Source organism: Streptomyces sp. R11, assembly GCF_041051905.1.
Classification (GTDB): Bacteria; Actinomycetota; Actinomycetes; order Streptomycetales; family Streptomycetaceae; genus Streptomyces.
In genome coordinates this window covers 3,355,209-3,378,953 of the sequence record NZ_CP163432.1, presented here as the reverse complement: position 1 = coordinate 3,378,953, position 23,745 = coordinate 3,355,209, and the positions used below count along the sequence as shown (strand labels likewise).

The 23,745-nt window shown below is 71.3% G+C and carries 21 protein-coding genes and 2 pseudogenes; 10 read left to right on the top strand and 13 right to left on the bottom strand.

Going from position 1 to position 23,745, the window contains the following annotated elements; translation table 11 throughout:
- Positions 1-74 precede the first annotated feature (74 nt).
- Positions 75-941, bottom strand: coding sequence for a siderophore-interacting protein (locus AB5J55_RS15350; protein WP_369271223.1), 867 nt, complete (start codon positions 939-941; stop codon positions 75-77).
- A gap of 8 nt (positions 942-949) precedes the next feature.
- On the bottom strand, positions 950-1,996 hold the full coding sequence (locus tag AB5J55_RS15345) for an ABC transporter substrate-binding protein (protein ID WP_369271222.1): 1,047 nt from the start codon (positions 1,994-1,996) through the stop codon (positions 950-952).
- 249 nt (positions 1,997-2,245) lie between these two features.
- Between AB5J55_RS15345 and AB5J55_RS15340 the strand changes: the two genes are divergently transcribed.
- The 3 genes from AB5J55_RS15340 to AB5J55_RS15330 are packed head-to-tail and all read left to right on the top strand — an operon-like array spanning position 2,246 to position 4,778.
- Entirely contained in the window at positions 2,246-2,944 is a 699-nt protein-coding gene (locus AB5J55_RS15340) for a VanZ family protein (protein ID WP_369271221.1), read from the top strand.
- 9 nt (positions 2,945-2,953) lie between these two features.
- Entirely contained in the window at positions 2,954-3,628 is a 675-nt protein-coding gene (locus AB5J55_RS15335; RefSeq protein WP_369271220.1) for a response regulator transcription factor, read from the top strand.
- A complete protein-coding gene (locus AB5J55_RS15330) occupies positions 3,621-4,778 on the top strand; it encodes a sensor histidine kinase (protein WP_369271219.1) in 1,158 nt (385 codons plus the stop codon). Before AB5J55_RS15335 ends, AB5J55_RS15330 begins: the two co-directional genes overlap by 8 nt.
- Positions 4,779-4,781: 3 nt before the next feature.
- On the opposite strand, the gene AB5J55_RS15325 is transcribed toward AB5J55_RS15330, so the two are convergent.
- From AB5J55_RS15325 to AB5J55_RS15310, 4 genes are read right to left on the bottom strand one after another with little or no spacing between them, the layout of a single operon-like run.
- On the bottom strand, positions 4,782-5,942 hold the full coding sequence (locus AB5J55_RS15325; RefSeq protein ID WP_369271218.1) for an acyl-CoA dehydrogenase family protein: 1,161 nt from the start codon (positions 5,940-5,942) through the stop codon (positions 4,782-4,784).
- 6 nt (positions 5,943-5,948) lie between these two features.
- Complete coding sequence (locus AB5J55_RS15320; protein WP_369271217.1) at positions 5,949-6,881, bottom strand: hydroxymethylglutaryl-CoA lyase; 933 nt, start codon at positions 6,879-6,881, stop codon at positions 5,949-5,951.
- Positions 6,878-8,842 carry an acetyl-CoA carboxylase biotin carboxylase subunit gene (locus AB5J55_RS15315; RefSeq protein ID WP_369271216.1) on the bottom strand — a complete coding sequence of 655 codons (1,965 nt, stop codon included), beginning with the start codon at positions 8,840-8,842 and terminating at the stop codon, positions 6,878-6,880. The genes AB5J55_RS15320 and AB5J55_RS15315 overlap by 4 nt, the downstream gene beginning before the upstream one ends.
- Positions 8,843-8,856: 14 nt before the next feature.
- A complete protein-coding gene (locus AB5J55_RS15310; RefSeq protein WP_369271215.1) occupies positions 8,857-10,473 on the bottom strand; it encodes a carboxyl transferase domain-containing protein in 1,617 nt (538 codons plus the stop codon).
- A 97-nt stretch (positions 10,474-10,570) separates the two neighbouring features.
- Here AB5J55_RS15310 and AB5J55_RS15305 point away from each other — a divergent pair, with 97 nt between their 5' ends.
- Positions 10,571-11,167, top strand: coding sequence for a TetR/AcrR family transcriptional regulator (locus AB5J55_RS15305; RefSeq protein ID WP_369271214.1), 597 nt, complete (start codon positions 10,571-10,573; stop codon positions 11,165-11,167).
- 34 nt (positions 11,168-11,201) lie between these two features.
- Here the strand turns inward: AB5J55_RS15305 and AB5J55_RS15300 are convergent.
- Positions 11,202-11,833 (bottom strand): annotated as a pseudogene (locus AB5J55_RS15300) (LuxR C-terminal-related transcriptional regulator); the annotation flags it as partial.
- Positions 11,830-11,947, bottom strand: a pseudogene (locus tag AB5J55_RS15295) (sensor histidine kinase); the annotation flags it as partial. The pseudogenes AB5J55_RS15295 and AB5J55_RS15300, both read right to left, overlap by 4 nt.
- A gap of 105 nt (positions 11,948-12,052) precedes the next feature.
- Here AB5J55_RS15295 and AB5J55_RS15290 point away from each other — a divergent pair.
- The 3 genes from AB5J55_RS15290 to tesB all read left to right on the top strand — a co-directional run bounded on the left by AB5J55_RS15290 (position 12,053) and on the right by tesB (position 14,905).
- The gene (locus AB5J55_RS15290) at positions 12,053-12,733 is read left to right on the top strand and encodes a DedA family protein (RefSeq protein ID WP_369271213.1); all 681 of its coding nucleotides are present in this window, start codon (positions 12,053-12,055) and stop codon (positions 12,731-12,733) included.
- 112 nt (positions 12,734-12,845) lie between these two features.
- A complete protein-coding gene (locus AB5J55_RS15285) occupies positions 12,846-14,003 on the top strand; it encodes an acyl-CoA dehydrogenase family protein (protein WP_369276191.1) in 1,158 nt (385 codons plus the stop codon).
- A gap of 35 nt (positions 14,004-14,038) precedes the next feature.
- The gene (gene tesB, locus AB5J55_RS15280; protein ID WP_369271212.1) at positions 14,039-14,905 is read left to right on the top strand and encodes an acyl-CoA thioesterase II; all 867 of its coding nucleotides are present in this window, start codon (positions 14,039-14,041) and stop codon (positions 14,903-14,905) included.
- Between the two features lie 31 nt (positions 14,906-14,936).
- Here tesB and AB5J55_RS15275 read toward each other — a convergent pair whose 3' ends face one another.
- From AB5J55_RS15275 to AB5J55_RS15265, 3 genes are all read right to left on the bottom strand, one after another.
- Entirely contained in the window at positions 14,937-15,446 is a 510-nt protein-coding gene (locus AB5J55_RS15275; RefSeq protein ID WP_369271211.1) for a GNAT family N-acetyltransferase, read from the bottom strand.
- A 17-nt stretch (positions 15,447-15,463) separates the two neighbouring features.
- The gene (locus AB5J55_RS15270; RefSeq protein WP_369271210.1) at positions 15,464-16,252 is read right to left on the bottom strand and encodes a phosphatase; all 789 of its coding nucleotides are present in this window, start codon (positions 16,250-16,252) and stop codon (positions 15,464-15,466) included.
- A 73-nt stretch (positions 16,253-16,325) separates the two neighbouring features.
- Positions 16,326-18,218 carry a PucR family transcriptional regulator ligand-binding domain-containing protein gene (locus AB5J55_RS15265; protein WP_369271209.1) on the bottom strand — a complete coding sequence of 631 codons (1,893 nt, stop codon included), beginning with the start codon at positions 18,216-18,218 and terminating at the stop codon, positions 16,326-16,328.
- A 144-nt stretch (positions 18,219-18,362) separates the two neighbouring features.
- Between AB5J55_RS15265 and AB5J55_RS15260 the strand changes: the two genes are divergently transcribed.
- Genes AB5J55_RS15260 through AB5J55_RS15250 form a run of 3 tightly spaced genes read left to right on the top strand, consistent with a single transcriptional unit; the run spans position 18,363 to position 22,540 of the window.
- Complete coding sequence (locus AB5J55_RS15260) at positions 18,363-19,817, top strand: sodium:solute symporter (RefSeq protein WP_369271208.1); 1,455 nt, start codon at positions 18,363-18,365, stop codon at positions 19,815-19,817.
- Positions 19,818-19,874: 57 nt separating this feature from the next.
- A complete protein-coding gene (speB, locus tag AB5J55_RS15255; RefSeq protein WP_031114210.1) occupies positions 19,875-20,855 on the top strand; it encodes an agmatinase in 981 nt (326 codons plus the stop codon).
- Positions 20,852-22,540 (top strand): thiamine pyrophosphate-binding protein, encoded by a 1,689-nt coding sequence (locus AB5J55_RS15250; RefSeq protein ID WP_369271207.1) that lies wholly within the window; start codon positions 20,852-20,854, stop codon positions 22,538-22,540. The genes speB and AB5J55_RS15250 overlap by 4 nt, the downstream gene beginning before the upstream one ends.
- On the opposite strand, the gene AB5J55_RS15245 is transcribed toward AB5J55_RS15250, so the two are convergent.
- Both AB5J55_RS15245 and AB5J55_RS15240 read right to left on the bottom strand, forming a co-directional pair.
- On the bottom strand, positions 22,530-22,784 hold the full coding sequence (locus AB5J55_RS15245; protein ID WP_369271206.1) for a hypothetical protein: 255 nt from the start codon (positions 22,782-22,784) through the stop codon (positions 22,530-22,532). The genes AB5J55_RS15250 and AB5J55_RS15245 overlap by 11 nt on opposite strands.
- A gap of 118 nt (positions 22,785-22,902) precedes the next feature.
- Positions 22,903-23,703 carry an endonuclease I family protein gene (locus tag AB5J55_RS15240; protein ID WP_369271205.1) on the bottom strand — a complete coding sequence of 267 codons (801 nt, stop codon included), beginning with the start codon at positions 23,701-23,703 and terminating at the stop codon, positions 22,903-22,905.
- Positions 23,704-23,745: the final 42 nt, after the last annotated feature.

The following is a 23,745-nucleotide window of genomic DNA, read 5'->3' as shown; positions in this document are numbered from 1 at the left end:
TCATGGCAGCGTCAAGGGTGACTGCGATCACTTACGCAGTGGTAGCCATCCGATTGCCTTGGTTTCAGGGGCAGTTATGCCTGCTCGCGCAGTTGCTCCTCGCTCAGTCCCTGCCTCCAGTACCCCACGAAGGTCACCCGGCGCCGGTCCACCCCGCGCTCGCCGACGAAGTGTCGGCGCAGCGCCTTCACGCAGCCGGACTCGCCCGCGATCCAGACGTACGGGTTTGCGGCGGCGGGGAGTTGGGCGGCGCGGATGGCGTCGAGGGCCATGGGGGACCCCTCGGCGCGCGTGCCCTCCCGGACCAGCCAGGTGATCTCGGCGTCGGCCTCGGTCACCAGGTCCTGGATGTCCCCGGCGTCGTGCACCTCCAGCCACACCCGTGCGCGGGTGCCGGCTGGCAGGGTCTCGAGGATGGCGGAGACGGCGGGTACGGCGGTGTCGTCGCCCCAGATGGCGACCAGGTCGGTGTCCTGCGGCGGCCGGAACCGGATCGCGCGGTTGTCGGCGATGGCCGGACCGAGCAGCAGGACGCGGTCACCGGTGCCGGCGCGGGAGGCCCAGCGGGAAGCGGGGCCGGCGGGGGCTGCGGCGCCGGGCTCGACGCCGTGCAGCACGAAGTCGATGTCGATCCCCGTCGTGTGCCCGTAGGCGTCACGCCTGAGCGCGCGGAGCGTGTAGGACCGCATCACGGCCCGTACGTCGTCCGGGAGTTCACGCCACGCCTGCCACCAGCCGTCGCCGAGCTCGATCGGCACCTGCGGCTCGCTCTGGCCCGGGTGCGGCAGGAACAGCGACAGGGACTGGTCGCACCCGTCGGACAGGAAGTGCCTGAGGTCCTCCCCGGCGAAGGAGACCCGCACCAGAGACGGGCCGAGCCGCCTCGTCCGTACGACCTGGAGGGAGAAGAAACGGAACGGGGCGGCTACGGCGGTCGTCACAGTGACTCCTAGCTGACCTTCTTGGCCTTCTCGATGGCCTCCGCGAGGCTCGTGAGAAGCGGCGTGCACTTGTCGTAGGACAGGATCGGCTCGGGGGAGCGAGCGATGACCTGACCGGCCTTCACCGCGGGCAGCTTCTTCCAGGTGGCCTCGGTGATGTCGGCCGGCTGGATCGTCGAGGAGCGGTCGTCCATCATGATGATGTCGGCCGGGTACTTGTCGACGTTCTCCCAGCTGAGGCTCTCGAACCAGCCGCCGCCCTCCTTCTTGGCGCTCTCCGGCGGCTCGACGAACTTCACGCCGAGGGCCTTGAAGTACTCAAGGTCGATGGAGAGGTTGGTGCCGGAGACGTAGAAGATGTCCTGGCTCGCGGAACCGGCCATCACCTTGATCTCGGGGCGGGCCTTGGCGGCCTTGCGCAGGCGCTCGGCGGCGGCCTCGAAGTCCTTCTTGGACTGGGCGACCTTGTCGGCCTTCATGTCCGCGCCGAGGGACTCCGCCAGCTCCCACATCTTCTGCAGCGGCTGGGTGATCTGGCGGTCGTAAACGGAGATCGCGGCGCTCGGGGCGAGCTTGGCGATCTTGTCCTTGGAGGCCTCCGGGACGTACCAGAGGGTGCCCGCGCTGTCGAAGGTCGTGGAGATGAGGACCTCGGGGGCGAACGCCGCGTACTCCTCGACGTTGAACTGGTCCCAGACGTTGCCGAAGACGGTCAGCTTGCTGACGTCCATGTCGCCGGCCTGGACGTCGGCCTTGCCGTCCTGCGTCTTGGTGGGACCGAAGACGCCCTTGACCTCGATGCCGTAGTCGTGGAGAGCGGCCGCGACGCCGACGAAGGCCACGATCTTGGTGGGAACCTTGTCGAGCTTCACGGCGGTGCCGCGGTCGTCCTTGAACGTCCAGGGGCCGGACTTGGCAGCGGTCGTGGCCTCGTCCGAGCCACCGTTTTTCGCGTCGTCGTCCCCGCAGGCTGCGAGCACGGCACCGAGGCCGAGGGCGCCGCCCGCGGCGAGGATGCCGCGACGGGTGAGGTGGGTGGCTCTTGCGTTGGACATGGGTACGCTGCTTTCGAACAGGGCGGATCACCGGCCGGACAATTCGAAGGTAGGTTAGCCTAACCTGAGCTGATCTCCCAGGGGTGGGGCCCTTGTGATCGAAGCCGTGCGTGCCCTGAGAGATGCGTACCTGAACCAGCAAGCTTCAACTCCCTTGCATTGAGGGCTGGTTGACGCCGTGTACGTGTATCGCGGGCGTATCGAAAATCGCGTACGCCACGGCAACGGGACCTCCGTCTCAATGGGGGCATGAACCCCAACGCATCCCTGTCGGCACCCCGCCGTACGCGCAGGATCGTGTTCCTCGGCCTGGCGGTCCTCGGCCTGGCGAGTGCCCTGTTCGTCGTGCGGGGGCCGCTCATGATGTCGGCTCCGAGGTGCATGGCGGGGCGGTGGCACGGCTGCTTCGACACGTTCAACGGTGTGGTGCTCATGACGTTGGTCGCGCTGCCGTTGGCCGTGCTGGTGGCGTGGGCACTGGCGCGGCGTCGGCGTGCCGCGGGGGCTACCTCGGCTTGGCGGAGGTCGCTGGCCGAGGTGGGCATGGTCCACGGGACGGTGCCGTTCCTGTGGCTGACCATGATGCCGGGCGCCGCACCCGGCACCGCCCCCGCCCGGGTGAGTCTGGTGCCGCTGCGGGACCTGGTCACGATGGGGCCGCTCGGGATCGTCGGCAACCTGCTGGTCTTCGCGGCACTGGGGTTCTTCGCCCCGATGCGGTTCGCGGCGCTGGCGTCCGTGCCGCGGATCCTGGCGCTCGGGGCGGGCTGCTCGGTCCTGGTCGAGACCGCACAGTACGTGCTGCGCCTCGACCGGGTGTCGTCCGTGGACGACGTGCTGGTCAACGCGGTCGGCGCGGTGCTGGCCGCGCTGGCGTCGCGCCGCTGGTGGCGCACCACGGCACAAGCGCCGTCGGACCATACGTCGGCGATATGTTCCGCTGCTTAGGCTCCGCACATGCGCGTACTGATCGTGGAGGACGAGCCCGACCTGGCCGAAGCCGTCCGTGACGGTCTACGGCTGGAGGCGATCGCCGCCGACATCGCGGGCGACGGAGACACCGCCCTGGAACTGCTCAGCGTCAACTCCTACGACCTGGCGGTCCTCGACCGGGACATCCCCGGCCCTTCCGGCGACGAGGTCGCCCTGCGCATCGTCGCCTCCGGCAGCGGCATCCCGATCCTCATGCTCACCGCCGCCGACCGGATCGACGACAAGGCCTCCGGGTTCGGGCTCGGCGCCGACGACTACCTCACCAAACCCTTCGAACTGCGGGAACTCGTCCTGCGGCTGAGGGCGCTCGACCGCAGACGCGCGTATGCCCGGCCCCCGGTCCGCGAGATCGCGGGCCTGCGGGTCGATCCCTTCCGCCGGGAGGTCTTCCGCGACGGACGCTACGTCGCGCTCACCCGCAAACAGTTCGCCGTCCTCGAAGTACTCGTCGCCGCCGAGGGCGGGGTCGTCAGCGCCGAAGAACTCCTGGAACGGGCCTGGGACGAGAACGCCGATCCCCTCACCAACGCCGTGCGCATCACCGTCTCCGCACTGCGCAAACGGCTCGGCGAACCATGGATCATCGCCACGGTGCCCGGCGTCGGCTACCGGATCGACACCGGAACCACGCGTGAATAGACGCCCAGGGCTCAGCGCCCGACTGAAGCTCACCCTCAGCTACGCCGGGTTCCTCGCCGTCGCTGGCGCTCTCTTGCTGGCCGTGGTGTGGTGGTTCCTGTTGCGCTACGTACCCGACAACTCCCAGGGTCTCCTGGGGATCTCGCCCAACCGCTACCTGCTTGTGCGCACGTTCGCCCCCGCCGCGGCCGTGGCGATGGTCCTCCTGCTCGTGTTCGGCCTCGTCGGGGGATGGATCCTCGCCGGCCGGATGCTCGCACCGCTCACCCGGATCACGGACGCGGCACGGAGGGCCGGGAACGGGTCGCTGTCCCACCGGATCCGCATGAAGGGCCGCCGGGACGAGTTCCGTGAACTCTCCGACACGTTCGACTCGATGCTCCAGCAACTGGAGTCCCATGTCGCCGAGCAGCAGAGGTTCGCCGCGAACGCCTCCCACGAACTGCGCACCCCGCTGGCCATCTCGCGGACGCTCCTCGACGTCGCCCGCAAGGACCCCACGCGGGACCGGGGCGAACTCATCGAACGCCTGCAGGCCGCCAATACGCGCGCGATCGACCTCACCGAGGCCCTGCTGCTGCTCAGCCGCAGCGACCGGGGGAACGTCACCCGCGAGAGCGTCGACCTCTCCCTCGTCGCCGAAGAGGCCGCCGAGACGCTGCTCCCCCTCGCCGAACAGCGCGGGATCACGCTCGACGTCACCGGCGGGGCGACACGGACCGGCGGCTCCGCGGAGCTCCTGCTGCGGATGGTGACGAACCTCGTCCAGAACGCCATCGTCCACAACCTGCCCGCCGGCGGCACCGTGACGGTCCACACCGAGGCGCACGGCGACACGAGCGTGCTGCGGGTCGAGAACACGGGCCGTCCGCTCCCACCGGAACTGGTGCCGACCCTCACCGAACCCTTCCAGCGCGGCACGGAACGCGTACGCACCGACGAGCACGCGGGCGTCGGCCTCGGCCTGGCCATCGTGCACAGCGTCGTCCGCGCCCACGACGGGACCCTCGACCTCGTCCCCCGCCCCGCCGGCGGTCTCCTCGTCACGGTCCGGCTTCCCGGCACGCCGTCGGCATCGCCCCCGAGCGGGGCCCACTGGACCGTCGAAGGGAGCCGAGGCTCCCGGGACAGCGGGCCCGCCCGGCGGTGAGACTCAGCCCACCAGCCCCAACTCCCGCGCGATCAGCATCCGCTGCACCTCGCTCGTGCCCTCCCCGATCTCCAGGATCTTGGAGTCGCGCCACATGCGGGCCACCGGGTACTCGTTCATGAAGCCGTAGCCGCCGTGGACCTGGGTGGCGTCACGGGCGTTGTCCACGGCGATCGTGGAGGAGTACAGCTTCGCGAGCGCCGCCTCCTTCTTGAAGGGCTCCCCGGCGACCAGGCGGCTCGCCGCGTCGCGCCATGCCAGGCGGGCCGTGTGGGCCTTCATCTCCATGTCGGCGATCTTGAACTGGATGGCCTGGTTGGCGCCGATGGGGCGGCCGAAGGCGTGACGTTCCTTCGCGTACTTCACCGACTCGTCCACACAGCCCTGCGCCAGGCCCGTCGCGAGCGCCGCGATGGCGATGCGGCCCTCGTCCAGGATGCGCAGGAACTGGGCGTACCCGCGGCCCTCCTCGCCCAGGAGGTTGGCCGCCGGTACGCGGACGTCCGCGAAGGACAGCTCACGGGTGTCGGAGGCGTTCCAGCCGACCTTGGAGTAGGGGGCCGCGACCGTGAAACCGGGCGTGCCGGACGGGACGATGATGGACGAGATGAGCGGCTTGCCGTCAGGCTTGCGGCCCGTCACCGCCGTGACCGTGACCAGGCCGGTGACGTCCGTGCCGGAGTTGGTGATGAAGCACTTGGTGCCGTTGATCACCCACTCGTTCGTCGACTCGTCCAGGCGTGCCGTGGTGCGCGTCGCGCCCGCGTCCGAGCCGCCGTCGGGCTCGGTCAGGCCGAAGGCGCCGAGCAGCTCGCCGGAGCAGAGGCGGGGGAGCCACTCCCGCTTTTGGGCGTCGGTGCCGAAGAGGTGGATCGGCATCGCGCCGAGGGAGACGCCCGCTTCGAGCGTGATGGCGACCGAGGAGTCCACGCGGGCCAGCTCCTCCAGCGCGATGCCGAGCGCCAGGTAGTCACCGCCCATGCCGCCGTACTCCTCGGGGAACGGCAGGCCGAACAGGCCCATGCGGCCCATCTCCCGCACGATCTCGTACGGGAACTCGTGGCGCTCGTAGAAGTCGCCGATCTTGGGCGCCACGACATCGTGGGCGAACGCCTCCACCGTGCGGCGGAGTTCCTCCAGTTCGGGGGAGAGACGGTGGTCCATGGCTGTTCACTGCTCCTTGTGGGACAGGGCTCGTACGGTGCGGGAAGGGCTGGGTCGGCCCAGTTGCTCGGCCATCCACGCGCTCGTGGCGACTAGGCGGTCGAGGTCGACTCCGGTGTCGATGCCGAGGCCCCGCAGCATCCACACGAGGTCTTCGGTGGCGAGGTTGCCGGTGGCGGACTTGGCGTAGGGGCAGCCGCCGAGGCCGCCGGCGGAGGCGTCGACGGTGGTGACGCCGTGTTCGAGGGCGGCGTAGGTGTTGGCCAGTGCCTGGCCGTAGGTGTCGTGGAAGTGGACACCGATGACGTTCGTGGGGACGCCCTCCTCGTTGAGCATGGAGAGGAGTTCCAGCACATGTCCGGGCGTGGCGACGCCGATCGTGTCGCCCAGGCTGAGCTCGTCGCAGCCCATGTCCCGCAGCGCCCTGCACACGCGGACCACCTGGTGGATCGGGACCGCGCCCTCCCAGGGGTCGCCGAAGCACATGGAGACATAGCCGCGGACATGGACGTCCTCGGCCTTGGCCCGGGCCACGACCGGCTCGAACACCGCCAGCGACTCGTCGAGCGTCCGGTTGAGGTTGGCCTTGGCGAAGGACTCCGTGGCGCTGGCGAAGACGGCGACCCGGCGGGCGCCCAGGGCCAGGGCGCGGTCCAGGCCGCGGTTGTTGGGGACCAGGACGGGGAGCGCCACGGGGAGGTCGCTGACGAGCGGGAACAGCTGTTCCGCGTCGGCCAGTTGGGGCACCCACTTGGGGTGGACGAAGCTGGTGGCCTCGATCGTCGTCAGCCCCGCCTCGGCGAGGCGGCGCACGAACTCCGCCTTGACCTCGGTCGGGACGGTCGACTTCTCGTTCTGCAGGCCGTCGCGTGCCCCGACCTCGTGGATGCGCACGCGGGCGGGCAGCCCCGGCGCCGGCACGACCATGGGCAGTGTCATCGCTCCTCCTGCGCGGCGTCGCTCACCGGCGTGATGACCGCCAGGACCTGGTCCATGGCGACGGTGGTGCCCGGTGTGACGTCCAGTTCGGCGACCGTGCCGGCGTGCGGGGCGGAGATGACGTGCTCCATCTTCATCGCCTCGACGACCAGCAGGCTCTGCCCGGCGGCCACTTCGTCCCCGACGGCGACCTTCACCACCGTCACCGTGCCCGGCATCGGCGCGGTGAGGGAGTCGGCGCCGGAGTGCGCGGCTCCGGTGAGGGACGCGGCGACCGGGTCGTGGTCGCGTACGTGCCAGGCGTCGCCGTCCCGGCCCAGCCAGGTGCCGTCCGGCAGGGCGGCAAGGTCGAAGGTGTGCCGGACGCCGTCCAGGGTCACCGACACGCGGCCGCCCGTGACGGTGGCGGAGCCGCGCGGGGCGTACTCCACCGGGTCCTGCACCCGCAGCGGGAAGCCGACGGGCTTCGGGGTCCCGCCGAGCCGCCAGCCGCTCGGCACCGAGAACGGGTCCGTCCAGCCGCCGCCCGTCGGCCGCAGCGCCTCCAGACGTACGGCCGCCGCCGCCTCGTAGACCTCGTCGGGTACGTCGGTGCCGACCAGGTCGTCCACCACGCGCTCGACGAGCCCGGTGTCCAACTCGCCCGCGACGACCGCCGGATGCGCGAGCAGCCGCCGCAGGAACCCGGCGTTCGTCTGCACGCCCAGCGTGACCGTCTCCGCGAGAGCCGCCCGGAGCTTGCGCAGCGCCGTGGCGCGGTCGGGGCCGTAGGCGATCACCTTGGACAGCATCGGGTCGTACAGGCTGCCGACTTCGGTGCCCTCGCTGAGCCCGGAGTCGGTGCGGATGCCGTCGCCCTGGGGCTCGCGCAGCTTGAGGACCGTGCCGCCCGAGGGGAGGAACCCGCGCGCGGGGTCCTCGGCGCAGATCCGGGCCTCGACCGCGTGCCCGGTGAGCCGTACGTCCTCCTGCGCGAAGGCCAGCGGCTCGCCCGCCGCCACCCGCAGCTGCCACTCCACCAGGTCGAGTCCGGTGATGAGCTCGGTGACCGGGTGCTCGACCTGGAGGCGGGTGTTCATCTCCATGAAGTAGTACGAGGACGGGTCGCCGCCCGGCACGATGAACTCCACCGTGCCCGCGCCCCGGTAGCCGCACGAGCGCGCCGCCTGTACGGCCGCCTCGCCCATCGCCGCCCGGGTCGCCTCGTCGAGCAGCACACTGGGCGCCTCTTCGATGATCTTCTGGTGCCGGCGCTGGAGGGAGCACTCGCGCTCCCCGAGGTGGACCACGTTCCCGTGGCCGTCGGCCAGGACCTGGATCTCGATGTGCCGCGGCCGGTCGACCCACCGCTCCACGAGGAGTGTGTCGTCACCGAAGGAAGCGCGGGCCTCACGGCGGGCGGCGGCGATCTCGTCGCCCAGCACGGCCGCGTCCCGCACCAGCCGCATGCCCTTGCCGCCACCGCCGGCCGACGGCTTGAGCAGCACGGGCATGCCGATCTCACGGGCGGCGTCGGCCAGTTGGGCGTCCGTGAGCCCGCTGCCGCTGGAGCCCGGGACGACCGGGACGCCGGCCGCCTTCACCGTCTCCTTGGCCCGGATCTTGTCGCCCATCAGCGAGATGGCGTCGGCGGGCGGTCCGATGAAGACCAGCCCGGCGTCGGCGCAGGCGCGCGCGAACCCGGCGTTCTCCGCGAGGAAGCCGTATCCCGGGTGGACGGCCTGGGCGCCGGTGCGGGCCGCCGCCTCCAGCAGCCGCTCCACCGACAGATAGCTCTCGGCCGCCGGCGCCGGACCGATCCGTACCGCCGTGTCGGCCTCCCGGACATGGCGGGCGTCGGCGTCCGCGTCGGAGAAGACGGCCACCGAGCGCACGCCCAGCGAGCGCAGCGTACGGATCACGCGGACGGCGATCTCGCCCCGGTTGGCCACGAGGACCGTGTCGAACATGGTCTGCGTCATCTGCACAGTCCCCCTCACATCCGGAAGACGCCGAACTGGGGGTCACCCAGGGGCGCGTTGGCACAGGCGGTCAGGGCGAGGCCCAGCACCTGACGGGTCTCCAGCGGGTCGATCACGCCGTCGTCCCAGAGGCGGGCCGTCGCGTAGTAGGCGTTGCCCTGCCGCTCGTACTGCTCCCGGATCGGCGCCTTGAACGCGTCCTCTTCCCCGGCCGGCCAGTCCTCGCCGCGTGCCTCCAACTGGTCCCGCTTGACGGTCGCGAGGACGGAGGCGGCCTGTTCGCCGCCCATGACGGAGATCTTGGCGCCCGGCCACATCCACAGGAAGCGGGGGGAGTAGGCGCGGCCGCACATCGAGTAGTTCCCGGCGCCGTACGACCCGCCGACCACGACCGTCAGCTTCGGCACGCGTGTGCAGGCCACCGCCGTGACCATCTTGGCGCCGTGCTTGGCGATGCCGCCCGCCTCGTAGTCCTTGCCGACCATGAAGCCGGAGATGTTCTGCAGGAAGACCAGCGGGATGCCGCGCTGGTCGCACAGCTCGATGAAGTGGGCGCCCTTCTGGGCGGACTCGGAGAACAGGATGCCGTTGTTGGCGACGATGCCGACCGGGTGGCCGTGGATCCGGGCGAAGCCGGTGACGAGGGTCTGGCCGAACTCGGACTTGAACTCCGAGAAACGGGAGCCGTCGACCACGCGCGCGATGATCTCGCGTACGTCGTAGGGGGTGCGGGAGTCGACGGGGACCGCGCCGTACAGGCCGTAGGGGTCGACCTTCGGTTCCGTGGCCGGAGTGACCTCCCAGGGGAGGGTGCCGCGCGCGGGTAGCGTCGCGACGATGTTCCGCACGATCCGCAGCGCGTGCGGGTCGTCCTCGGCGAGGTGGTCGGTCACGCCGGACACCCGGGAGTGGACCTCACCGCCGCCCAGTTCCTCCGCCGTGACGACCTCACCGGTGGCGGCCTTCACCAGCGGGGGGCCGCCGAGGAAGATCGTGCCCTGGTTGCGGACGATGACGGCCTCGTCGCTCATGGCGGGCACGTAGGCGCCGCCCGCGGTGCACGAGCCCAGCACGGCGGCGATCTGCGGGATGCCGGCGCCCGACATGCGGGCCTGGTTGTAGAAGATCCGCCCGAAGTGCTCCCGGTCCGGGAAGACCTCGTCCTGCATGGGCAGGAAGGCGCCGCCGGAGTCGACGAGGTACAGGCACGGCAGGCGGTTCTCCAGGGCCACCTCCTGCGCGCGCAGGTGCTTCTTCACGGTCATCGGGTAGTACGTCCCGCCCTTGACCGTGGCGTCGTTGGCGACGATCACGCACTCGCGCCCGCTGACCCGCCCGATCCCGGCGATGACACCGGCGGCCGGGGCCTGCCCGTCGTACATGCCGTCGGCGGCGAGCGGAGCGAGCTCCAGGAAAGGCGAGCCGGGGTCGAGGAGGGCGTCCACGCGGTCGCGCGGCAGCAGCTTCCCGCGCGCGGTGTGCCGGGCGCGGGCCTTCTCACCGCCTCCCAGCCGGGCGGCGGCGAGCTTGCCGCGCAGCTCCTCCACGAGCGCCCGGTGGGCCTCCTCGTTGGCTTGCCAGGCCTGGGACGCGGGATCTGCCGCGCTCGCAAGCTCCGGTGCCTCGTGCATCGTGCGGTCCCCTCACCCAGTGGTCGACCAGTTAATGAGCGTTAACGCATTTCCTTCAGGTTAACGACCGCTAACCTCCCTGTCTAGAATTGATTCCATGGCCACCAGAACCGACGCCCCGACCCGCCGCGAACAGATCCTCAAGGAGGCCGCGCGGCTCTTCGCCGAGCGTGGATTCCACGGCGTCGGTGTCGACGAGATAGGCGCCGCCGTGGGCATCAGCGGCCCCGGTCTCTACCGGCACTTCGCCGGCAAGGACGCGATGCTCGCCGAACTGCTGGTCGGCATCAGCGGCCAGCTGCTGACCGGCGCGAAGCGGCGCCTCGCGGAGGCCGACGGCGTGCCGCCGGAGGCGGTGCTCGACTCGCTCATCGAGGGCCACATCGACTTCGCCCTCGACGACCGTCCCCTCATCACCCTGCACGACCGCGAGCTGGACCGCCTGCGCGACAGCGACCGCAAGCTCGTACGGCAGCTCCAGCGGCAGTACGTCGAGCTGTGGGTGGAGGTGGTGCGCAAGGTGTACCCGGAGCTCACGGAGCCGACGGCCCGGTCGGCCGTGCACTCGGTGTTCGGGCTGCTGAACTCGACACCGCACCTGGGGCGGCCGGGGGCGTTGCCGGGGCGGGGCGTCACAGCGGTGCTGCTGCACCGGATGGCGCGGGGGGCGTTCGGGGCGGCCGGGGCGGAGTGAGCCGTACGGCGGACCGGTGCCACCCCTCGGCCGGGGCGCTCAGATGGCGCGGTACCGCGAGGACGCGGCGGCTGTATCCGGTCGTGCCGGTCAGGCCGAACTTGTCGAAGATCGCGTTGGTGTGCTTCTCGACCGCACTCTGTGAGACGTAGAGCTGCCGCGCGATGGCCGCGTTGGTACAGCCCTGCGCCATCCAGTGCCAGGACGTCGCGCTCCCGGGGCGTGAGCCCGTGCAGCGGGTCGGTGCGGGCGCTGCGGGCGAGGAGCCGCCGGACCACCTCGGGGTCGAAGGCGGTGCCCCCGGCGCCGACGCGCTCCAGTGCGGCGAGAAACTCCTCCACCTGCATGACCCGGTCCTTTGAGCAGGTACCCGACGCCCTCGCTGCTGCCGCCGAGCAGCTCGGTGGCGTAGCGGCGCTCGACGTACTGCGACAGCACCAGCACAGTGCCGGGATGCCGTTCCCGGAACCGCAGCGCGGCGCGCAGCCCCTCGGCGGTGTGCGTGGGCGGCATCCGGACATCCACGACGACGATGTCGGGCGGCTCGGCCGCCACCGCCACCAGCAACGCCTCGGCGTCCCCCACGGCCGCCGCCACGACGTGCCCCTCCTCGGCGAGCAGCCGCACGAGGCCTTCGCTCAGCAGTGCCGAGTCCTCGGCGATCATGACGCGCACGGGAGCTCCGCGGTGATGAGGGTGGGGCCGCCGGGTGGGCTGTGGATGGTTCAGGTGGCCGTCGAGGGCGGCGATGCGGCGGGAGAGGCCGAGGAGGCCGCCGGTGGCGGGACGGTGGGGGGCGCCGCCGGTACCTGTGCGAGTTCCCACAGCCCGATATGAGGCCCTCCTCATACCGTCCTTAGGTCAAGACTTCGTAAAGTGACCCGCATGATCATTGCTGCTGCGTCCGAGGCGCCCGTCGGTGGAGTCGCCGGCTGGGCCGCCGACCTGATGGAGAAGCTGGGCGGCCCCGGCGCCGGACTGGCCATCGCCCTGGAGAACCTCTTCCCGCCGCTGCCGAGCGAGGTGATCCTGCCGCTGGCGGGGTTCACGGCGAGTCAGGGCCGGATGGACGTCGTCGGGGCCGTCGCCTGGACGACGGCCGGTTCGGTGGTCGGCGCACTGGCCCTCTACCTGCTGGGCGCGCTCCTGGGCCGGGACCGGCTGATCGCCGTGGCGGCGCGGCTGCCGCTGGTGAAGGTCGCGGACGTGGAACGGACCGAGGCCTGGTTCCTCCGGCACGGCACCAAGGCCGTGTTCTTCGGCCGCTTCGTGCCCATCTTCCGCAGCCTGATCTCCATACCGGCGGGAGTCGAACGCATGCGGCTCCCCGTGTTCCTCGCCCTCACCACGGCGGGCAGCCTCATCTGGAACACCGCCTTCATCGCCGCCGGCTACGCCCTCGGCGCCCGCTGGCACGAGGTCACCGACCTGGTCGGCCTCTACTCCAAGGCGATCCTGGTGATCGTGGTCGTGGCGGCCCTGGCGTTCGTGGGCGTACGGCTGCTGCGGGCGGGGCGCGGACAGCGGCGGCGCCCGGTCGGGTCCGGTTCCGAGAGGCGCCGCTAGCCGGTCCTGGAGTGACGAGCGTTACGGACCTTGACCTCTGGACGCCTGTGGATACCCGCCGGTACGGTTGAGTGAGCAAGCGCTTAGACATGGACGTGTGGAGGTGGCGGCGGTGCGCCGTACGGTGTTCAACGAGGATCACGAGGCGTTCCGGGAGACCATCCGCGCCTTCATCGAGGCCGAGGTCGTCCCGGTCTACGACGAGTGGTTCGCGGCGGGCCAAGCGCCCCGCGACTTCTACTACAAGCTCGCCGAGCTCGGCGTCTTCGGCATCCGCGTCGACGAGGAGTACGGCGGCGCCGGCATCGACTCGTACAAGTTCGAGGCCGTGATGTACGAGGAGACGTCCCGCGCGGGCGTCCAGTTCGGCGGCTCCGGCGTGCACGTGCTGCTCGGCCTGCCGTACATCAAGATGCTCGCCAGCGACGAGCAGAAGAAGCGGTTCCTGCCGAAGTTCGTCTCCGGTGAGGAGATGTGGGCGCTGGCGATGACCGAGCCGGGCACCGGCTCCGACCTCGCGGGCATGAAGACCACCGCCAAGCTGAGCGAGGACGGCACGCACTACGTCCTCAACGGCGCCAAGACCTTCATCACCGGCGGCGTCCACGCCGACCGCGTGATCGTCTGCGCCCGCACCGACGCGCCCAGCGCCGAGGACCGCCGCCACGGCATCTCCCTGTTCGCCGTCGACACCAAGTCCGAGGGCTACTCCGTCGGCCGCAAGCTCGACAAGCTCGGCCTGAAGACCTCCGACACCGCCGAGCTGGCGTTCGTCGACGTGAAGGTCCCGGTCGAGGACCTGCTCGGCGAGGAGAACAAGGGCTTCTACTACCTCGGCCACAACCTCGCCTCCGAGCGCTGGGGCATCGCCTTCGGCGCCTACGCGCAGGCCAAGGCGGCCGTCCGGTTCGCCAAGCAGTACGTGCAGGAGCGCACCGTCTTCGGCAAGACCGTCGCGTCCTTCCAGAACACCAAGTTCGAGCTGGCCGCCTGCCAGGCCGAGGTCGACGCCGCCGAGGCGGTCGCCGACCGCGCGCTGGAGGCCCTGGACGCCGGCGAGCTGACCCCCGCCGAGGCCGCCTCCGCGAAGCTCTTCTGCACCGAGGTCGCGCACCGCGTGATCGACCGCTGCCTCCAGCTGCACGGCGGCTACGGCTTCATGAACGAGTACCCGATCGCCCGCCTGTACGCGGACAACCGCGTCAACCGGATCTACGGCGGCACCAGCGAGATCATGAAGTCGATCATCGCGAAGGACATGGGCCTGTAAGGTCCGCGCAATTACCTGCCAGTAGAAAAGGTGCCATGAACCAGGCACTACAGGGACTCCTCGATCTGCTCGACCTGGAGCAGATCGAGGAGGACATATTCCGCGGCCAGTCCCGGTCCGCCGTCGTCCCGCGCGTGTTCGGCGGACAGGTCGCGGCCCAGGCGCTGGTCGCCGCCGGGCGTACGGTCCCCGAGGACCGCCACGCCCACTCGCTCCACGCGTACTTCCTGCGCGCCGGGGACCCGGGCGCGCCCATCGTCTACAACGTCGACCGCATGCGCGACGGCCGCTCCTTCACCACCCGCCGGGTGGTCGCGGTGCAGCACGGCAAGCCGATCTTCGCCCTGTCGGCCTCCTTCCAGCTGTACGAGGAGGGGATGGACCACCAGGCCCCCATGCCCCCCGCGCCCGACCCGGCGACGCTGCCCACCTCCGAAGAGCGGCTGCGGGACTACGACCACCTCGATCCGGCGGTGGTGGAGAAGTTCCTGGAGGCACGCGAGGCGGTCGACCTGCGCTATGTCGACGAGCCGCCGTACGGCAGGTTCGGCGAGCCCCGCGAACCGCACTCCCAGGTGTGGTTCCGCACCAACGGCAAGCTGGCCGACGACCCCCTCCTGCACGTCGTACTCGCCACCTACGTCTCCGACATGACCCTCCTCGACTCCGTGCTGCTCGCGCACGGGCGGGGCGGCTGGGCGGTCGGCGACGTGGTCGGCGCCTCGCTGGACCACGCGATGTGGTTCCACCGCCCCTTCCGCGCGGACGAGTGGCTGCTGTACGACCAGGAGTCACCGTCGGCGCACGGCGGACGCGGCCTCGGGCAGGCCCGCATCTACACCCAGGACGGGCAGCTGGCGGTTTCGGTCATCCAGGAGGGCGTGGTCCGCATCCCGCGGTGACCCGCCCGATCCCTGCCCGGCGGCCCTGACGTCAGGCCAGATCGACGCGAGGGTCGACGGTCCAGTGGTTGCTTCGCAGGACCCGGTCGGCGAACGTCACCTCGCGTTCGCCGAGCAACCGGAAGCCGAGCGAGCGGCAGATGCCGTTCGAGGCTCCGTTCCCCGTGGCCGGGAAGGCGTGCACGACACCCCAGCGGTCCTCGTCCCGGGCCTGTTCGAGCAGGGCCCGGACGGCGCGCTTTCCCAGTCCCCGGCCCTGGAATTCCGGCAGGACCATCCAGCCGATCTCGGAGACGGGCCCGTCGTCCGTGTCGTGCGACCAGAGGGTGACGTTCCCCGCCACCACGTCGGGCGCGTCCGGCGCCGGCACGATCATCTTGATCCAGGCGAGGTCCGCCGCCGCCTCCCGGGCGTCCCGCAGGACCTTCTCCCGTATGCCCTCGCGCGGGAGCGGTCCGCCGAGGTCCGCCATCATGACGGGATCGCAGCGCATACGGACGTAGGCGTCGACGTCGTCCGGTGAGACGTTGCGCAACAGCACGGGGCCCCCTGCCCGTTCTAGCCGAGCCCCGCCTCCGCCAGCAGGAACGCCGTCATCGGGTCGTAGTGGCGCGGGCTCACCACGTGGTCGTCCAGCGGTACCACCACCTGGACCGTCCCCTCCGCCTCGGCGAGGAACAGCGCCGGGTCGTTGCAGTCCGCGTAGCCCACGGAGTCCACCCCGTGCTGTCCGGCGTAGCCCGCCCAGCCGTGGTCGGCGACGACCAGGTCCGGCAGCGGACGGCCCTCGCGCTCAAGTCCCGTAAGGATGGCCCTCATCGGGTCGCCGGAGTGGGTGTGCCAGAGGGTGGCGCCGTGTTCCAGGACCGCGACGTCCGCGAACTGCATGACGTAACCCTCGTCGGTCTGCAGGCCGTCCGGGATCACGACGATCTCGCAGCCCGCCGTGCGCAGGGCGTCCGCCGTCGCTCGGTGCACGTCCAGCAGGCCGCCCGGGTGGCCGGTCGCGAACAGGACCCGCTGACCGCCGTCCGCCGCCTTGCGCAGCCGGGCCGCCATGCGCTCCAGCGCGGCCACCGTCAGCTCGGGGTCGATGGTGTCCTGGCCGTGGCGGTGCTCCGCGTCGTCGTTCACGCCGACGCGCTCCGCCATCACCGCGAGCACGTCCTGCTCGTCGGTCCAGCGGTCGCCGAGCTCCAGGCCGAGCCAGTAGTGGCGGTCGCCGTTCGCCAGCTTGCGGTAGTGGGAGAGGTTGTTCTCGCGGGGAGTGGCGACGTCGCCCGCGATACGGGTTCTGACGAGGTGGTCGACAAGCTCGGCGCGGCTGGGTGTCCCGGGTATCGGCATGGTTCCCATTGTGAGGCAGACAACTGCTGGAACGGCCGCGTCCGGGGCGCGTGCGACGCGGGTCACTTGCCGGTCACGGCTCGATCCGGCGCAGGGCGAACCACAGTTCCATCCGTACGTCCGGGTCGTCCAGGTCCGTCTCGAGCAGCGCCGCGCACCGGGCGATCCGCTGCCGGACGGTGTTGCGGTGGACGGACAGGGCGACGGCCGTGCGGTCCCAGCTGCCGTGCAGGGAGAGCCAGGTGCGAAGGGTCTCCGTGAGCGGGGCGGTGAGCGGCGCGAGGAGGTCGCGGGCGTGGGCCTCCGCCTCGTCCGGGGCGAGCAGGTCGGTGAGGGCCGGGCGTTGGGTGCCGTGCCGGAACAGGGGCGTACGGGTGGCCCTCGCCCTGGACAGGGCCCGCGCCGCCTGGGCGTCGGCCGCCGGCCAGTCCCGCGCGGTCGCCGGGGCGCTGACGCCCAGGGTCCAGCCCGGCTGCGGGGCCGGTTCGCGGTCCGCCGGGGCGAGGACGCGTACGACGTCCTGCGCCAGGTCGACCAGCGGGGAGCCCAGGGCCGCGCCCAGCGCGGAGGCGGCCATGGGGTCGCAGGGCTGGGTGTCGGGGCTGCCGTGGACCACCAGCCAACGCTCGGCGCCCAGCAGCGGAGCCACCGCCTCCGGCTCGGCCCCCAGCAACAGCCGCACGAGCGCGGACGAGCGGGCCGCTCCCGAGCCGCTCTGGTGCTCGCCGGTGAGGAGGGAGAGGAGTACGGCGGCGACGGAGGCGATGGTGTGGTCGCCGGAGTCGCGGCGCGGGGTGGCGACACCGAGGACGAAGCCCTGGCCGGTACCGAGGGCGTAGGCGGAGAGGTGGGTGCCGGCGATGGTGTCGGAGGCGGAGGAGGGGGTGGCGGGCGCCCCGGCACCCGGGCGCGGGGCTTCGACGCGGGTGCTCTGCCCTGCGGGGATGCGACTGCCCGCTCGTGCCGCGCCCGGGGTGCCGGTCGGCCGGGTGGCCTGGACGCCGGTGGTGGCTCGCGCGGGCTGCGCGCCGGTGGCCGGTCGGGTGGTTTGCGGGCCGCTGGACGTCCGGGCGGAGTCCGGGTCGGTGGTCGCGGGTTGCGGGTATGTCGTTGCTCGGGCGGCTTGCGGGCTGCTGCCCGCTCGTGCCGCGCCCGGGGCGCCGGTCGGCCGGGTGGGCTGCGGGCCGGTGGTGGCTTGCGCGCCGCTGGTTGGTCGCGCGGACTCCGGGCCGGTGACCGTGGGCTGCGGGTACGCCGGCGCTCGCGTGCCCTGCGCGCCGGACGGCTGCCGTGCGGTCTCGCCGCCCGCCGCCGGCACCCCCGGCCGCACCACCCCCGCCAGCTCCGCCAACGCCCCCCGCACCGCACCCGCCGGCGCCGCCCGCCCCGCCTCACCGATCACCGCTCCCTCCGGCCCGTACAGCACCGCCCAGCCGCCCAGACGCTGGGCCAGCTGACGCAGGACGGCGGGCACCGGGTCCGGGCGGGACGCCGCTGCCGCCAGGCTCTGCTGGGCCTCCGTCACGCGGCGCAGTTCGGCGTGGCGGGCCTGGGCCATGAGCTGCCAGACCGCGCGGGCCACACCCGAGAAGGTGGTCTGGGGCGGGACCTCCAGGAGCGGCAGTTCGTAGGCGTCGCACGCCGCCACCAGGGCGCGCGGCACCGTGTCGTGCACCGGGGCGAGCCCGAAGCCGAGGGCCGCGCCGCCCGCCGCGACGATCCTCGACACGTAGTCGTCGAAGTACGTGCCCGACCCCGCCGCCTCCGGTACGTGGACGCCGGCCGTCAGCAGCAGCTCGCCGCCCAGGAGATAGGGAAACGGATCGGCCATTTCCGAGGTGTGCGCCCAGTGGATCACCGTGTCCGCGTCGGCCGGGCCGGCGATCCGGCGCAGGGCCAGATCCTCTCTGGCCAGCAGCGCGGAGAGCGGCACGGGTGGGGTGGGCGGAACGGCCGGCTCCGGCATGTGGATGTTTCCTTCAGTCGCACGACCGCGGATGGATGAAACGTACACTTCGCAGTCGCTTTCCGGCCACCTAGTGTCGACCCCTGTCACCCGCCGGCGACTTCGAGTGTCCGAATTTCGAGTGTCCGATTGAGGGAGGTCTCTGTGGCCGTCGACTACGCAGTCATCGTCGTCTATCTGGCCGGCATGCTGGCCATGGGCTGGTGGGGGATGCGCCGTGCCAAGTCCAAGAGCGAGTTCCTGGTCGCCGGCCGCCGGCTCGGGCCGACGATGTACTCCGGCACCATGGCCGCGATCGTCCTCGGCGGCGCGTCCACCATCGGCGGTGTCGGGCTCGGCTACCAGTACGGCCTTTCCGGTGCCTGGATGGTGTTCACCATCGGCCTCGGGCTCCTCGCGCTCTCCGTCTTCTTCTCGGCGCGCATCGCCCGCCTGAAGGTCTACACCGTCTCCGAGATGCTGGACCTGCGCTACGGCGGCCGGGCCGGCGTCATCTCCGGTCTCGTCATGTGGGCGTACACCCTCATGCTCGCGACCACCTCGACCATCGCGTACGCCACGATCTTCGACGTCCTGTTCGACATGAACCGCACCGTCGCGATCATCCTGGGCGGCTCGATCGTCGTCGCCTACTCGACGCTCGGCGGCATGTGGTCGATCACCCTCACCGACATGGTGCAGTTCGTGGTGAAGACCGTCGGCGTGCTCCTGCTGCTCCTGCCGATCGCCGTCGTCAAGGCCGGCGGGTTCAGCGAGATGAAGGCGCAACTGCCCACCGAGTACTTCGACCCGCTGGGCATCGGTGGCGAGACGATCTTCACCTACGTCCTGATCTACACCTTCGGCATGCTGATCGGGCAGGACATCTGGCAGCGCGTGTTCACCGCGCGCAGCGACAAGACCGCCAAGTGGGGCGGCACCGTGGCGGGCACCTACTGTCTCGCCTACGCCCTCGCCGGCGCCGTCATCGGTACGGCGGCCAAGGTGCTCTACCCCAAGCTGGGCAGCCCGGACGACGCCTTCGCGACCATCGTCAAGGACGAACTCCCGGTCGGCGTGCGCGGGCTGGTGCTGGCCGCCGCCCTCGCCGCCGTGATGTCCACCTCCTCCGGCGCGCTCATCGCCTGCGCGACCGTCGCCAACAACGACATCTGGTCACGGCTGCGGGGGAGAATCACGACCGGTGAGCGGGACGAGGTGCAGGGCAACCGCGTCTTCATCCTCATCATGGGCCTCGCCGTGATCGGTACGGCCATCGCGCTCAACAACGTCGTCGAGGCGCTGACGGTGGCGTACAACCTGCTCGTCGGCGGACTCCTCGTCCCGATCCTCGGCGGACTGCTGTGGAAGCGGGGCACGGCCCAGGGCGCGCTCGCCTCCGTCGCGGTCGGCGGTCTCGCCGTCATCGCCCTGATGGCGACCTACGGCATTCTCGCCAACGAGCCCGTCTACTACGGCCTGCTGTCTTCCCTCGCCGCGTACATCGCCGTCTCCTTGATGACGAGGCCGACCGATGCGGCCGTACTCGACGCCTGGCGTGAGCGCCTTGCCGGGCGAGCTCCCGAACTCGTGTCCGAACCGGTGCCCGCTCACCAGTAGAGTCATAGGAACATATCCCGCATACGCGATGAAGCGTAGGAAAGAAGGCATTTCCTCATGAGCAGCAACGAGACGCCCCGCGGCCCCGTCGACTCCTCCCGCATCCCGCGGTACGCCGGGCCCGCGACCTTCGCCCGGCTCCCGCGCCTCGACGAGGTCGGCCGCGCCGACGTCGCCGTGGTCGGCGTGCCGTTCGACTCGGGCGTCTCGTACCGGCCGGGCGCCCGCTTCGGCGGCAACGCGATCCGCGAGGCGTCCCGGCTGCTGCGCCCGTACAACCCGGCGCAGGACGCCTCCCCCTTCGCCCTCGCGCAGGTGGCGGACGGCGGCGACATCGCCGTGAACCCGTTCAACATCAACGAGGCCGTGGAGACCGTCGAGGCGGCCGCCGACGACCTGCTCGGCACCGGCGCCCGCCTGATGACCCTGGGCGGCGACCACACCATCGCGCTGCCGCTGCTGCGCTCGGTCGCCAAGAAGCACGGCCCGGTCGCCCTGCTCCACTTCGACGCCCACCTCGACACCTGGGACACGTACTTCGGCGCGGAGTACACCCACGGCACGCCCTTCCGGCGGGCGGTGGAGGAGGGCATCCTCGACACCGAGGCGCTCTCCCACGTCGGCATCCGCGGCCCGTTGTACGGCAAGCAGGACCTGACCGACGACGAGAAGATGGGCTTCGGCATCGTCACCTCGGCGGACGTCTACCGTCGCGGCGCCGACGAGGTGGCCGACCAGCTGCGCCAGCGCATCGGCGACCGCCCCCTGTACATCTCCATCGACATCGACTGCCTCGACCCGGCTCACGCGCCCGGCACCGGCACCCCCGAGGCGGGCGGCATGACGTCGCGCGAGCTGCTGGAGATCCTGCGGGGCCTGGCGTCCTGCAACCTGGTCTCGGCGGACGTCGTCGAGGTGGCGCCCGCGTACGATCACGCCGAGATCACGTCGGTGGCCGCGTCCCACACGGCGTACGAGCTCACCACGATCATGTCCCGCCAGATCGCGGCGGCCCGGAAGGACTCGGAAGCGAAGTGACTCACGACCACGACCTGGTACTCCGCCCGACTCAGGCGCAGATCGACGCTGCACTGAATCCTCCCGCCGGGCGCAACGGCGGGGACCTGGTCGTGGAGACGCTGGCGGCGCTCGGCACGACGACGGTCTTCGGCCTCCCCGGCCAGCACGCCCTCGGCATGTTCGACGCCCTGCGCCGCAGCGATCTGCGCTACATCGGCCTGCGCGTGGAGAACAACGCGGGCTTCGCGGCGGACGCCTACGGCCGTATCACCGGTGAGGCGGCCCCGCTGCTGCTGTCGACCGGCCCGGGGGCGCTGACCTCGCTGGCCGCGCTGCAGGAGGCGGCCGCGGCGTCGGCGCCCGTGCTGGCGATCAGCAGCCAGATCCCGACGGCGGGGCTGGGCGGCGGCAGGCACGGCTACCTGCACGAACTCCCGGACCAGGCGGCCTCCTTCAGAGGCGTGGTGAAGTCGGTCCACACGGTCCGCACCCAGTCCCAGATCCCCTCCGCCATCGAGGCGGCCTGGAAGTCGGCGCTGACGGCCCCGCACGGCCCGGTGTGGGTGGAGATCCCGCAGGACGTGCTGCTCGCCGAGACGTCGATCCCGGTGGTGACGGGCGGCGACGCCTTCCCCGAGGAGCTGCCGCCCCGCCCCGAACTGACGGCGGTGGCCGCCCACCTGCTCTCCCACGCCGAGCGTCCGGCGATCATCGCGGGCGGGGGAGTGGTACGGGCGGACGCCTCGGGCAAGCTGAGGCAGCTGGCGGAGACGCTGCGGGCGCCGGTCGTCGCGACCCCCGGCGGCAAGGGCGCGTTCCCCTGGACGCACCCGCTGTCCCTCCAGTCCTGGATCGAGGACCGGCACACGACGGACTTCCTGGAGGACGCCGACGTCCTCCTGGTCGTCGGCTCGGGCCTGGGCGAACTCTCCTCGAACTACCACACGTTCAAGCCGCGGGGCCGGGTCATCCAGATCGAGGCGGACCTCGGCAAGCTGGAGTCCAACCACCCGGCACTGGGCATCCACGCGGACGCGCGGCTCGCGTTGCAGGCGCTGCTGGAGACGGTGACGGAGCGCACGGACCCCACCGCGTCCGAGCGGGTACGAGCCGTCCTCGCGAAGGTCGCCGACCGCATCGCCGCCCAGGAACTCACCCTGGAGCAGGACGTGCTGGCGTCCGTCCGCAAGGCGCTCCCCGCCGACTCGCCGTCCTTCTGGGACATGACGATCCTGGCCTACTGGGCCTGGTCGGCCTTCGACGCCAAGGGCCCCAACCACATGCACACCGCCCAGGGCGCCGGCGGCCTCGGCTACGGCTTCCCGGCGGCGCTCGGCGCGGCCGCCGCGGACCCGACGCGCCCGGTGCTCGCGGTGTCCGGCGACGGCGGGGCCCTGTACTCGATCGCCGAGCTGGCGACGGCCAGGCAGTACGACCTGCCGGTCACCTGGCTGATCGTCGACGACGGCGGCTACGGCATCCTGCGCGAGTACATGACGGACGCCTTCGGCGAGGCCACGGCGACGGAGCTGACCCGTCCCGACTACGTGGCCCTGGCCGAGTCCTTCGGCGTCCCCGGGGTCCGTACGACCCCGGAGACACTGGAGGCGGATCTGGCGAAGGCGCTTCAGACCCCTGGCCCGTCGGTGGTCGTACTCCCGGCGGTGCTACGGATGTTCGCGCCCACCCACCTCACGGCCTGACGGCCGGCTCAGCCGCCTGGTCGCGCGTGTCGTCGACGTGGTCGCGGTTGCGGCAGGCGTCGTCCACCGCGGCGCCGGTCCACGGTGCGGCCAGTGGGACGAGCGCGAGTGCCTCCCTGCAGAGGTTGGCGGTGGTGTAGCCGGCGATGTTGATACGACCCCGGTCGCCGTCGTCGGCGTGGGCCGGGGCGGCGAGTACGAGGGCTGCCATGGTGAGCGCGGCGAGCGCGCTGATCTTCTTCATGGTCGGGTCAACGGCATCAGATCGGCGCAGGTCATTCCGCTGTACAGGTGGTGACCGAGCGCGCCGGGGGCCGGCGAGGCCCCTGGCGCGTCACGGCGACCGAACAGGGCCCGGTGGTCTACCAGATCGCCTCGACCCACTCCGGGTGGTCGATGAACGGGTTGCGGTTGCCCTGGTAGCTGTCGTAGATGACCTCGTTGCGGCGCTCCTCGAAGGCGTTCGGCGGGTCCTCGTCGTTCCACTGCTTCAGGACCGAGAGTCGCCCGTGGTACGGGACGCTGCCGTTGATGGAGTCGTTGGCCTCCAGGTCGGGCCAGCTGTCGTCGCCCTCGTAGCGGACGGCCATGTAGAGGATCATGCGGGCCACGTCGCCCTTGACGGCGTCGCGCGGCTCGAAGGAGTTGGAGTCGGTGAGGCTGCCGCCGGAGTTGGTGAAGCTGCTGCCGCCGTTGTCGAAGTCCTTGTTGCCGCGGATGCTGTTGACCTGCACGTCCTCGGGACGCAGATGGTGCAGGTCGGTGCCCGGGCCGGCGGAGGTACCGAAGTCGCCGTGGGACTGGGCCCACACGTGCTCGCGGTTCCAGTTGCCGGTGTTGCCGCCGTTGAGGGACTTGCTGCGGGAGATGCCGCTGTAGAGCAGGACCACGTTGCTGCTGTTGTTCGGGTCCTGGTCGGTGACCTTCAGGGCGTTCCAGACGGCCGAGTACGAGAGCTCGGTCTGGTCGCTGATGATCTCGTGCAGCGAGTCCTTCAGGGCCGTGCCGGTCTTGCCGATCGCGTCGGCGTAGTACGTGTCGTCGTACTCCGTCGTCGTCGCGGCGGCCGGGGTCGCGGTGAGCGCCGGGGTGGTGAGGCCGACCAGAACGGCGGCCGTGGTGAGCGCCACTGACTTCCAGCTGCGTATTCGTGTCGCCAGCATGTGGGGGTTCCCATCTACGCGGGTTGAATGGAGGCGGCAAAC

Excerpts from the sequence above, each read along its gene's own strand:
- AB5J55_RS15345 (WP_369271222.1), bottom strand. The coding sequence starts at position 1,996 with ATGTCCAACGCAAGAGCCACCCACCTCACCCGTCGCGGCATCCTCGCC.
- AB5J55_RS15340 (WP_369271221.1), top strand. The coding sequence starts at position 2,246 with ATGAACCCCAACGCATCCCTGTCGGCACCCCGCCGTACGCGCAGGATC.
- AB5J55_RS15335 (WP_369271220.1), top strand. The coding sequence starts at position 2,954 with ATGCGCGTACTGATCGTGGAGGACGAGCCCGACCTGGCCGAAGCCGTC.
- AB5J55_RS15325 (WP_369271218.1), bottom strand. The coding sequence starts at position 5,942 with ATGGACCACCGTCTCTCCCCCGAACTGGAGGAACTCCGCCGCACGGTG.
- AB5J55_RS15320 (WP_369271217.1), bottom strand. The coding sequence starts at position 6,881 with ATGACACTGCCCATGGTCGTGCCGGCGCCGGGGCTGCCCGCCCGCGTG.
- AB5J55_RS15315 (WP_369271216.1), bottom strand. The coding sequence starts at position 8,842 with ATGACGCAGACCATGTTCGACACGGTCCTCGTGGCCAACCGGGGCGAG.
- AB5J55_RS15310 (WP_369271215.1), bottom strand. The coding sequence starts at position 10,473 with ATGCACGAGGCACCGGAGCTTGCGAGCGCGGCAGATCCCGCGTCCCAG.
- AB5J55_RS15305 (WP_369271214.1), top strand. The coding sequence starts at position 10,571 with ATGGCCACCAGAACCGACGCCCCGACCCGCCGCGAACAGATCCTCAAG.
- AB5J55_RS15290 (WP_369271213.1), top strand. The coding sequence starts at position 12,053 with ATGATCATTGCTGCTGCGTCCGAGGCGCCCGTCGGTGGAGTCGCCGGC.
- tesB (WP_369271212.1), top strand. The coding sequence starts at position 14,039 with ATGAACCAGGCACTACAGGGACTCCTCGATCTGCTCGACCTGGAGCAG.
- AB5J55_RS15270 (WP_369271210.1), bottom strand. The coding sequence starts at position 16,252 with ATGCCGATACCCGGGACACCCAGCCGCGCCGAGCTTGTCGACCACCTC.
- AB5J55_RS15265 (WP_369271209.1), bottom strand. The coding sequence starts at position 18,218 with ATGCCGGAGCCGGCCGTTCCGCCCACCCCACCCGTGCCGCTCTCCGCG.
- speB (WP_031114210.1), top strand. The coding sequence starts at position 19,875 with ATGAGCAGCAACGAGACGCCCCGCGGCCCCGTCGACTCCTCCCGCATC.
- AB5J55_RS15245 (WP_369271206.1), bottom strand. The coding sequence starts at position 22,784 with ATGAAGAAGATCAGCGCGCTCGCCGCGCTCACCATGGCAGCCCTCGTA.
- AB5J55_RS15240 (WP_369271205.1), bottom strand. The coding sequence starts at position 23,703 with ATGCTGGCGACACGAATACGCAGCTGGAAGTCAGTGGCGCTCACCACG.